The following is a 10,312-nucleotide window of genomic DNA, read 5'->3' as shown; positions in this document are numbered from 1 at the left end:
GTTTGTTCCGTTCACCTTATGTTCCGCAGAATATAATCACTCCATAACCTGTGAACGTGATAAGGGGGCTGCGCGGCCCCCTTATCAATCCCCGCGCCCCGCCATGAAATCGGTGCTACGCACTGCGCTCTCCTCCCGGCCTACTGCCTGCGGTCGGCTCGACTCGACTTCCTGTCTCGTTTCGCCTCTGGCCGCCATCCCTGGCGTCCAGCCCTTGCCATCCGGCCTCCGGTTCGCCGATTTCCACGGGGACCAACACCGGTGCCACATTCAGACAGCAAAGGAGTCGGAGGGATCGTGAGTCCGGCAGAAAATCGCTGAGGCGTTGACTGGAGGTAGGGGCGACGCACAGGGATGTGCGTCGAGGGCGCGACTTACAGGGATGTTACCTGCGCCCGTCCCCGTCAGCCGGAAGGAATAAGACAAAGGCACCGCGAAGCGGCGATTTTCTTTGCCGGGAGCCGGGATTGTTAAGGGGGCGGCGATAGCCCCCTTAACACGTTCACCGCAGAGAAACAGACAAGAAGCAGAGAACCGGTAGTGAACGGAACAATTCCACTGTTCCCATAAAGTGCTTGGCTAACTCGGCCAAGCAACCACTCCCCTTACTCATCCAAAAACCGCAATTTCCATCCCGCCAGCGTACGCGGCATTTTGCGCTGATCGCTGCCATCGGTGCTGTAGTAGCTGAACATCAGCCCACCCTCTTTGGCAGGCGAAATGCGTCCGGCCCAGATTTCACCTTTTGGCGTATACATCACGATGGCCGTGCGTTTGTTCGCCGAACCTTGCACCCACATCGAAATCACGCGGGCACCAATATTGTCGATATCATCCTGATAAATATAAACGTTGGCACTGTTAACAAAGCTTTGGTAGTCATCACCCACCAGCGCACGGAATTTGTCGTCGAGCGTCGCATCCGGGAAAATCCCGAGTGAGAGCAGCGTCGCTTTTGGTCGGGGATCGCTTTCTGCCATCTGATAAGCGCCATCAAGGAAAACACCTGGCGGCATCGACATGCGACAGCCCCAGTCGGCGTTACTGTAAACCTGAAGCGAGCCGTTCTTTTTAGGGATCACCAGCAGCTTACAGTTGCTGGTGTCCACCACCCGCTCCACCACCAACATCCCGTAAAGCTTACGTGCCTCAGCGGTAAATTCGTCTTTGTTCAAACCAGCCCATGCGCGAATATCCAGAGTCTCACTCCATTTGGCGCTACGGCTAAACTGGATCACCCCGCCGCTCATATTGGGTGCCCGCATGTTCCACCATTTGCCTTCCCATTTGAAATCGCGGTTGGTATCAGCCAGCGCGCTGATCCCGGCGTAGTACGCGCGTTCAATACAGGTATCACTGGTGCATTTTTCTAACAGTTTTTCCCACTCGCGATACTCTTTGTCGTTTCCTTCCAGACCTTCCTCGTGAATGGCTTGCTGATAGACCACAGACAAAGTGCTATCGAGCCAGTGGAGGTTATCATTATTACAGATTGTATTTTCCAGCGGGGTTACCGCCCTCTGGCAGTTCACAGCCATAGCGCTGGCGCTAAATAATAACGTGAGGAGAAACAGAAAACGGCAAAAGCGAGAGGTCATAGTTGTTCAACTTTCATCCAATAATAGGGCTATTGTGGCGAATGGCTCAGTGCTTTGCAATATAAACTCATTCACGATAACTATATGAATAATGAATGAAAATGAAGTGTTAAGTTCTGTTTGTAATTTGTCGCATTAAAAGAGGGGATGTATAAATTATGGACGCTTAATGATGAAAATTGATAGCAGCAATCTCACCATGGCTACAGTTGCAGCCTATGGTTCACAAACAGACGCTTCCCGAAGCCCATTAGGTATCAAACGTTCTAGCGGGAATGCCTGTCCGCAAAGCGGTTACTGGCAAATTGATAATCCGGCTGTTACCAACGTGGTAAATGTTAAAAAAGGCGACACTATGCCCTGGCAGAATGGTTATCCTGTTAACTGGAAGCTTATTGAATATGATTTAAAGAACGAATAATCGCGTCGTTATTATTTTTTGTGAGGAAATTTTATTTCCGAATAAGGTAATAAAATTTCCCCTCACCCACAATTCTTCCGTGCTGAAAAATAACCCAGCATTATATTTTTAAGACATTTGCTCGATTGCTTTAATCGATCGATAATCATTATTCGATCGGCTTTGACAATTAAAAATCGAGAAGGTACGATCCTCAAAACATCCATTGTTAATGTTAATTTATTGTTTGCTAGATGGATTTTCGTTCACACCTCATATCCAAAATATTCACTATGTCCCGGAGTAATCGGTGATCACGAGCTTGAACTTCAGAAGACCGCTGAATATCTGTTTTTCAGCGCTGTCTTTTACCCTGGTTATCGTCTGTTTCCTGATCACACTTGCGCAATGGGCTGATATAAAAGAGTCCTGTAAACGACAAAACCGACTCTATATCAATAACGTCACACTGTTTTTTAATAAATACCTCAGCGGCTATGAAAATATCGTCAATGAAATGGCCCGCACCGCTGCGGATCAGCATAAATTTAACCCGAACGAAAATGACGATTTAACACTGCGTAACTGGCTGATTGAACGTCTGCGCATCATGCCAGATGCGGTATCGATTATTCATGCCGATAATGACGGCCACTTCATTCGCCTGCCGCATCTCGAATCCCATCAGGAAAAAGGGGCAACCTGGGACCCGCGCAAAGAGCCGTGGTTCACCATCGCGGTAGAGGATACCGATAGCGCACACTACAGCGTGACGAAGGATATTTTCACCGGCAAAGAACGCGTCCTGACGATTTCACTTCCTGTCATTAACGGGATGGATGGTTCAAACAACGGCGTGCTGGCGATCAACCTTGACGTCGAAAAAAGCGAAGAGATCCTCAACTCTACCTATCCACCGATGAAAAGCCGTACCTTTGTGATGACCAAAGACGGGCAGATGGTGATTAGCCCAGGCTACAAGATTGCTGACAGCACGCTAAAGGCCATTGCCAGCAACGCAAGCGCATTTCGCGGAGACTTTTACCGCAACGGGTTTTACTATTTTTACCGCACGATCGGGCCTCAGGAGTGGTTTGTGGTGCAGGAAGTCGCCGAAAGTGAGATGAAACAGCTGGTGCGACATGGCAGCATCAAAGTTCTTTATGGAATGGTGCTGACGCAAGTGATCCTGCTATTTTGCTGGTGGGCGCTTCGCGCGGCGCTGAATACGATTTATATGCGTATTACTAATGGGATCAGGAATGGGTCGATCAAGCAGACTGCCGTCGAAGAGCTGCTTTTTGATGAGATCCACAGCGCACAGCAGCGCCAGGAAAAGATTTCCCAGGACGCCCTCACCGATGGCCTGACGGGGCTGGCAAATCGCCGCGCCTTTGATACGGACGCGGAACACTATAACGCGCTGCCTAATACTCATATCGCCATGATCGATATCGACAATTTTAAAATTATCAATGATACCTGGGGCCATACGGTCGGCGACGTGGTGCTCAAAGCTACCGCGGAACTGGGGCTTCGCCTGCGCGGGCTGGAAAATATCACGCTCTACCGCTACGGCGGCGAGGAGATCGCCGTGCTGTTCCAGGACATCTCGCAGGAAAAAGCACAGAGCTATCTCGAAAAATGGCGCATTTCGCTGAATACTCGCAGCTTCCGTGAATCCGATTTACGCGTTTCCTTCAGCGCCGGAATTTGCAAAATGGGGGGTGACTCTCTTTCTGATGTGGTTGCGAAAGCCGATCGGCTGCTGTATCAGGCCAAAAAAAGCGGCAAAAACAGAATCCTGGCGAGCTAGCAGTAATATTGCCTCAACGTTTAAGTCTGACGCCCTTTGTGTCGTTTTGAAGGGTAACGTTATGGCTATGAGGCTGGCATGGAAAAAAGTACACATTTCGTGGTTCAGTGTGTCGAAAAAAACAGGCTCGATGCTGGCATCGATTTTGTCATTCAACCTATTTTTGATCTCTCGCGTTTCGCCTGCATCGGCGGCGAAGTCCTGGTACGTGGCACCCATCGGCGCAATATTGTGCCACCCAATCTTTTTATCAGCCAACTCGAAGAGACGGGCGGAATATTGCCGATGGGCGACTATCTTATGGCTCAGGCGTTTAAATTTATCGCCGCGCAGCCGCAAGCTATGCGAGAAAACCAGCTGTTTACACTTAATATTTCGCAAGTACAGTTGAACGATGCCGATTTTGCATCGCGCGCAATGAGTCTGCTGCAACAAAACCATCTCCCGCCGCGTAACTTTATTTTTGAAATTACCGATAGCGTCGAGCAACCTGAAGATGCCGTGAGTCAAAACCTCGAACAGCTGAGCAAAGCCGGAATTAATCTCGCATGGGACGGTATTAACTGTCTGGATACGCTGCAGGCCCGGCTTGCCATCTGGATAACGGACTATATTAAGCTGGACAGAAGTTGCCTTGCACCGGCGAATATCGATAAGACATTTTTGCTGCTGGAGTACATCAATGAAATTGATATTGATGTCATTATCGAAGGCGTGGAGAACTATACCCACGTATCCACTATGCTGCGCCACGGCGTGAAATACGGGCAAGGTTTTCTCTTCTCGCGTCCCATCAGTAAAGAAAGTTTCCATCAAGAGTATATGCAGCCTGAACACTAACAGGCTGCCTCGCCTGGCAAAAACATAAGAAATAACCCTATGTATCAGCAATATCTTCTAAGAACAAAAAAGAACAGGGTTGTCGCCTCAGGTATCACCTTTGTACTGACGTTTATTGTTACTGCGGCCATTGCTCTGGTCAGCATGCAAAATAATAACCAAAAAAATATCGAGCGCGAGGCACATCATCTACAAAATATTCTGGACAGTTTTATTAACGATGCTCATTCTGCCACGCAACACGCTGCCGGTTTAATCGGGAAAGTCTGCGATTTTACGGTGGAAAAAGAGCTGAATATGATCCCCGGACGATATATGCATATTTATTCTATTAACATCGTGAATAATAAGCACATTTCTTGCTCTTCGTTACTGGCCAATAAACATGCTGATGTTCAGCACATTATCAGCAGTGGGGAAAAAATATGGATGTCACAGGCGGTAAGCTCACCGGATATTGAGGTTATTTCCTTTAAAACGTCCCTGCCGCAAGGCGATGTCTTCGTCGCGTCTGATATACGCTATTTACTGGACGTCCTCAGAAGCAGTACATCAGGAAGACAACTCGCACTTGAAGTCTCCGGTAAAACCCTGACCGCAGCCGGACTGTCGGCAACCCCGCTTAGCTCACCGCACTTTAGCGGTTATACTTTGTATCCTGCCAATTCATCACTTTACACGCTGGCATGGGAACAGCCCCAGCCAGGTAAAGCGGTAAATGCTATGGCCAGATCGTGGATTTCCATCAGTTTTATCCTCGCCATGTCGCTTATCATGGCAAGCGTCGTCTGGCTGCTTGCCACGCGCCGTCACTCGCTTTACACCCAGCTAGCGAACGCCATCCGGCTGCATCAAATCCATCCGCATTATCAGCCGCTCATTTGCGCCCATACCAATATTATTTCTGGGGCCGAGATCCTCGCGCGCTGGAATCATGAAGAGCTGGGTTTTGTGCCACCGGACGTGTTTATTCCGGTCGCGGAACGCACGGCACTGATTATCGATTTGACGGAGAGTTTGCTTGAGCAGGTGGTCGATGATTTACAGCAGGGCGTCATCGCACTGGCACCAGGCTTTAACCTGAATCTCAATATCAGCTACAGCCATCTGGCGGACGACGCATTCGATGCGTTTGTCGATAACTGGGCCCCGGTGTTTGCCGCTCTCGGCGTTACGCTGGTGTTTGAAATTACCGAGCGCGAAAACATTGATATCAGCGAGGCGATGACGCGCAAGATTACGCACATTAAAACGCGCGGGATCAAGATTGCGCTGGATGATTTCGGCACCGGGTTTTCCAACCTGGCGTTTATCTCCAACCTCCGCCCCGACAGTATCAAAATCGACAGAATGTTTGTCCGGCAAATTTCCCTGGATGTGGCGACGCCGCTGATCGACTGCGTGATTGATATGGCGAAACGGATGAACATCCTCACCACCGCAGAGGGCGTGGAGTATGACTATCAGGTGGAGTATCTGAAGGCGAACCAGATCGACTGTTTGCAGGGGTACTACTTTTCTAAACCGCTCGCGTTTGGGGATTTCGCGACGTTTTTACGACATTACGCGGCGAGATAAAACAAAAAGCCCCATGAGGGGCTTTTGCGTTGTTGGTTGCCGGGTGGCGGCTTCGCCTTACCCGGCCTACAAAACCACACACAATGCGGTGTTGTAGACCCGTGGGCAAAACCACATCAGAATGGAATATCGTCGTCGAAATCCATTGGTGGTTCGTTAGACGGTGCCGGGGCAGACTGCTGCTGCGGACGAGACTGCGCGCCGCCGCTGAACTGGTTGCCGCCCTGAGGCTGCTGAGGCTGACCCCAGCTACCCTGCTGCTGCTGACCGCCACCCGCTGGTGCGCCACCGCCCTGACGGCCACCCAGCATCTGCATGGTGCCACCAACGTTGACCACGACTTCGGTGGTGTACTTCTCTGCACCGGACTGATCGGTCCATTTACGGGTACGAAGCTGACCTTCGATATACACCTGGGAACCTTTACGCAGATATTCACCGGCCACTTCTGCCAGTTTGCCGAACAGCACAACGCGGTGCCATTCAGTCTGCTCTTTTGTCTCACCGGTCGCTTTATCACGCCAGGATTCGGAAGTAGCCAGCGTAATGTTGGCAACTGCGCCACCACTCGGCATGTAGCGTACTTCCGGGTCCTGGCCCAGATTACCGACGAGAATCACCTTGTTTACGCCTCTGCTGGCCATGATCGTGTCTCCTGAATACGTTTCTTAATAGTGTAAGCGCGCGAGTGTACCATTTCCACGTCACATTTTGATAGCTGCGACAGTGATTCCACAGAACTCACGCTCACTAAACATTGTTGCACATTAAATCAGAAGCTGCATTCCAATACTGTATATTCAAACAGGTCGGATTGTGTCATAATTAGCCGTTTCTGCCGTTTGTCCTTCAAACAAACCAGGCATCCGAGTCTCTACCGGGAAAGGTGAATGGATAAGATCGAAGTACGGGGCGCCCGCACCCATAATCTCAAGAATATCAACCTCATAATCCCTCGCGACAAGTTGATTGTTGTGACCGGGCTATCGGGTTCTGGTAAGTCATCACTGGCTTTCGACACCTTGTATGCCGAAGGACAGCGTCGCTACGTTGAATCGCTCTCCGCCTATGCGCGGCAGTTCCTGTCACTGATGGAAAAGCCGGACGTCGACCATATCGAAGGGTTGTCGCCTGCTATCTCCATCGAGCAGAAATCCACGTCGCATAACCCGCGCTCCACGGTCGGTACCATTACCGAAATTCATGACTATCTCCGTCTGCTGTTTGCCCGCGTGGGCGAGCCGCGCTGCCCGGATCATGATGTGCCGCTGGCCGCACAAACCGTCAGCCAGATGGTGGATAACGTACTGGCGCAGCCAGAGGGCAAGCGCCTGATGCTGCTGGCCCCAATCATTAAAGAGCGTAAAGGCGAGCACACTAAAACGCTGGAAAACCTGGCAAGCCAGGGCTATATCCGCGCCCGTATCGACGGTGAAGTGTGTGACCTTTCCGATCCGCCAAAGCTGGAACTGCAAAAGAAACACACCATTGAAGTGGTGATTGACCGCTTCAAAGTGCGCGATGACCTGACGCAACGCCTGGCCGAGTCGTTCGAAACAGCGCTGGATCTCTCCGGCGGTTCTGCCATCGTGGCCGATATGGACGATGCGAAAGCCGAAGAGATGCTCTTCTCCGCGAACTTTGCCTGCCCGATTTGCGGGTACAGCATGCGCGAACTGGAGCCGCGTCTGTTCTCGTTCAACAACCCGGCTGGCGCCTGCCCAACCTGCGATGGCCTGGGCGTGCAGCAATATTTCGACCCGGATCGCATCATTCAGAACCCGGAGCTTTCCCTGGCGGGTGGCGCGATTCGCGGCTGGGATCGCCGCAATTTCTACTACTTCCAGATGCTGAAATCGCTGGCCGAACACTATAAGTTCGATGTCGAAGCGCCGTGGGCGAGCTTGAGCCCGAATGTGCATAAAGTGGTGCTGTCGGGTTCCGGCAAAGAGAACATCGAGTTCAAATACATGAACGATCGCGGCGATACCTCCGTGCGCCGTCATCCGTTCGAAGGCGTGCTGCACAACATGGAGCGCCGCTACAAAGAGACCGAATCCAGCGCCGTGCGCGAGGAGCTGGCGAAGTTCATCAGCAATCGCTCATGTACGACCTGCGAAGGGACGCGTCTGCGTCGCGAAGCGCGCCACGTCTTTGTAGAAAACACTGCGCTGCCGACCATCTCTGACATGAGCATCGGTCATGCGATGGATTTCTTCACCAATCTGAAGCTCTCCGGCCAGCGCGCGCAAATTGCTGAAAAAGTGCTGAAAGAGATCGGCGATCGCCTGAAGTTCCTGGTGAACGTCGGCCTGAACTATCTGTCACTGTCTCGTTCAGCGGAGACGCTTTCAGGCGGCGAAGCGCAGCGTATCCGTCTGGCGAGCCAGATTGGTGCCGGTTTAGTTGGCGTGATGTACGTGCTGGATGAGCCATCCATCGGCCTGCACCAGCGTGATAACGAGCGTCTGCTCGGCACACTGATCCATCTACGCAATCTGGGCAACACGGTAATTGTGGTTGAGCATGACGAAGATGCGATCCGCGCCGCAGACCATGTGATAGACATCGGCCCTGGCGCAGGTGTACACGGTGGACAGGTTGTCGCAGAAGGGACGCTGGCCGACATCATGGCCGTCCCGGAATCGTTGACCGGGCAGTTCATGAGCGGTAAGCGCAAAATTGAGGTGCCGAAGCAGCGCGTCGCGGCCAATCCAGAGAAAGTGCTGAAGCTTTCTGGCGCGCGCGGCAACAACCTGAAAGACGTCACGCTGACGCTACCCGTTGGGCTGTTTACCTGTGTGACTGGGGTTTCAGGTTCCGGTAAATCGACGTTGATTAACGATACCTTGTTCCCGATTGCTCAAACGCAACTCAACGGGGCGACGCTCGCCGAGCCTGCGCCGTATCGCGATATTCAGGGTCTGGAACATTTCGATAAAGTGATCGATATCGACCAAAGCCCGATTGGCCGTACGCCGCGCTCGAACCCGGCGACCTATACTGGCGTCTTTACGCCCGTACGTGAACTGTTCGCCGGTGTTCCTGAAGCACGCTCGCGCGGCTATACGCCAGGACGTTTCAGCTTTAACGTTCGCGGTGGCCGCTGTGAAGCCTGTCAGGGCGACGGCGTGATCAAAGTCGAGATGCACTTCCTGCCGGATATCTACGTGCCGTGCGATCAGTGCAAAGGCAAGCGCTATAACCGCGAAACGCTGGAGATTAAGTACAAAGGCAAGACCATCCACGAAGTGCTGGATATGACCATTGAAGAAGCGCGTGAGTTCTTCGATGCCGTACCTGCGCTGGCGCGTAAGCTGCAAACGCTGATGGATGTGGGGCTGACCTACATTCGTCTCGGCCAGTCAGCGACGACGCTTTCCGGCGGTGAGGCGCAGCGCGTGAAGCTGGCGCGCGAGCTGTCGAAGCGCGGAACCGGCCAGACGCTGTATATTCTGGATGAGCCAACCACCGGCCTGCACTTTGCTGATATCCAGCAGTTGCTTGAAGTGCTGCATCAGTTGCGCGATCAGGGCAACACCATTGTGGTCATTGAGCACAATCTGGATGTTATCAAAACCGCAGACTGGATTGTGGATCTCGGCCCGGAAGGCGGCAGCGGCGGCGGTGAAATCCTCGTCTCGGGTACGCCAGAGACGGTGGCAGAGTGCGAAGCTTCGCACACCGCGCGCTTCCTCAAACCTTTGCTCGGGTCTTAAACGGAAAGCTGCTGTCGGGTGTTGTCCGGCAGCAGCTCAATAGCCTGCTGATAAGACGCATCGACTAAATAGTAAATCTGCGAATCCGGTATCGTTCCATCCAGATAGACGGTGCTCCAGTGCGCTTTATTCAGATGCTGACTCGGCCGCACATCGCTGTGCTGCTGACGTAACAAATCGGCCAGTTCCGGGCTGGTTTTTAACGATGCCGCCGGACGCCCTTCGACCTCTTTCACCATCGCAAACAGCACGTCTGCCACTTTGATCTGCGTGGCTTTCCAGTCGCTATGGACACTTTGCCCCGCGCCCGGTTTATTCATGCAGTATTGAAGTATCTCCGAAATTGTCATCTTTGCTCCCC

At 52.2% G+C, this 10,312-nt stretch carries 8 protein-coding genes; 5 read left to right on the top strand and 3 right to left on the bottom strand.

Annotation, left to right across the window (positions count from 1 at the left end; translation table 11 throughout):
* Positions 1 to 605: 605 nt before the first annotated feature.
* The gene (locus C3708_RS19730) at positions 606 to 1,598 is read right to left on the bottom strand and encodes a lysozyme inhibitor LprI family protein (RefSeq protein ID WP_103950045.1); all 993 of its coding nucleotides are present in this window, start codon (positions 1,596 to 1,598) and stop codon (positions 606 to 608) included.
* Between the two features lie 169 nt (positions 1,599 to 1,767).
* On the opposite strand from C3708_RS19730, the gene C3708_RS19725 reads away from it, so the two are divergent.
* From C3708_RS19725 to C3708_RS19710, 4 genes are all read left to right on the top strand, one after another.
* Positions 1,768 to 2,019 (top strand): hypothetical protein, encoded by a 252-nt coding sequence (locus C3708_RS19725; RefSeq protein ID WP_095280349.1) that lies wholly within the window; start codon positions 1,768 to 1,770, stop codon positions 2,017 to 2,019.
* Between the two features lie 289 nt (positions 2,020 to 2,308).
* The gene (locus C3708_RS19720) at positions 2,309 to 3,814 is read left to right on the top strand and encodes a sensor domain-containing diguanylate cyclase (protein WP_103950044.1); all 1,506 of its coding nucleotides are present in this window, start codon (positions 2,309 to 2,311) and stop codon (positions 3,812 to 3,814) included.
* A 78-nt stretch (positions 3,815 to 3,892) separates the two neighbouring features.
* Positions 3,893 to 4,654, top strand: coding sequence for an EAL domain-containing protein (locus tag C3708_RS19715; RefSeq protein WP_103950043.1), 762 nt, complete (start codon positions 3,893 to 3,895; stop codon positions 4,652 to 4,654).
* A gap of 144 nt (positions 4,655 to 4,798) precedes the next feature.
* A complete protein-coding gene (locus tag C3708_RS19710) occupies positions 4,799 to 6,232 on the top strand; it encodes an EAL domain-containing protein (protein WP_158251376.1) in 1,434 nt (477 codons plus the stop codon).
* 116 nt (positions 6,233 to 6,348) lie between these two features.
* Here the strand turns inward: C3708_RS19710 and ssb1 are convergent, their stop codons facing one another.
* Complete coding sequence (gene ssb1, locus C3708_RS19705) at positions 6,349 to 6,876, bottom strand: single-stranded DNA-binding protein SSB1 (protein WP_095280345.1); 528 nt, start codon at positions 6,874 to 6,876, stop codon at positions 6,349 to 6,351.
* A gap of 246 nt (positions 6,877 to 7,122) precedes the next feature.
* On the opposite strand from ssb1, the gene uvrA reads away from it, so the two are divergent.
* Positions 7,123 to 9,951: an excinuclease ABC subunit UvrA gene (gene uvrA / locus C3708_RS19695; RefSeq protein ID WP_103950041.1), complete on the top strand. Its 2,829-nt coding sequence runs from the start codon at positions 7,123 to 7,125 to the stop codon at positions 9,949 to 9,951.
* Here the strand turns inward: uvrA and C3708_RS19690 are convergent.
* On the bottom strand, positions 9,948 to 10,301 hold the full coding sequence (locus tag C3708_RS19690) for an MmcQ/YjbR family DNA-binding protein (RefSeq protein ID WP_103947499.1): 354 nt from the start codon (positions 10,299 to 10,301) through the stop codon (positions 9,948 to 9,950). The genes uvrA and C3708_RS19690 overlap by 4 nt on opposite strands.
* Positions 10,302 to 10,312 lie beyond the last annotated feature (11 nt).

The organism is Lelliottia sp. 7254-16 (assembly GCF_002922995.1).
Classification (GTDB): domain Bacteria; phylum Pseudomonadota; class Gammaproteobacteria; order Enterobacterales; family Enterobacteriaceae; genus Enterobacter; species Enterobacter jeotgali.
This window is presented reverse-complemented; position numbering and strand designations above follow the sequence as displayed.

What these genes read in the sequence shown, in the direction of transcription:
- uvrA (WP_103950041.1), top strand. Translation starts at nt 7,123, where the DNA reads ATGGATAAGATCGAAGTACGGGGCGCCCGCACCCATAATCTCAAGAAT.
- C3708_RS19730 (WP_103950045.1), bottom strand. Translation starts at nt 1,598, where the DNA reads ATGACCTCTCGCTTTTGCCGTTTTCTGTTTCTCCTCACGTTATTATTT.
- C3708_RS19690 (WP_103947499.1), bottom strand. Translation starts at nt 10,301, where the DNA reads ATGACAATTTCGGAGATACTTCAATACTGCATGAATAAACCGGGCGCG.
- C3708_RS19715 (WP_103950043.1), top strand. Translation starts at nt 3,893, where the DNA reads ATGGAAAAAAGTACACATTTCGTGGTTCAGTGTGTCGAAAAAAACAGG.
- C3708_RS19725 (WP_095280349.1), top strand. Translation starts at nt 1,768, where the DNA reads ATGATGAAAATTGATAGCAGCAATCTCACCATGGCTACAGTTGCAGCC.
- ssb1 (WP_095280345.1), bottom strand. Translation starts at nt 6,876, where the DNA reads ATGGCCAGCAGAGGCGTAAACAAGGTGATTCTCGTCGGTAATCTGGGC.
- C3708_RS19710 (WP_158251376.1), top strand. Translation starts at nt 4,799, where the DNA reads ATGCAAAATAATAACCAAAAAAATATCGAGCGCGAGGCACATCATCTA.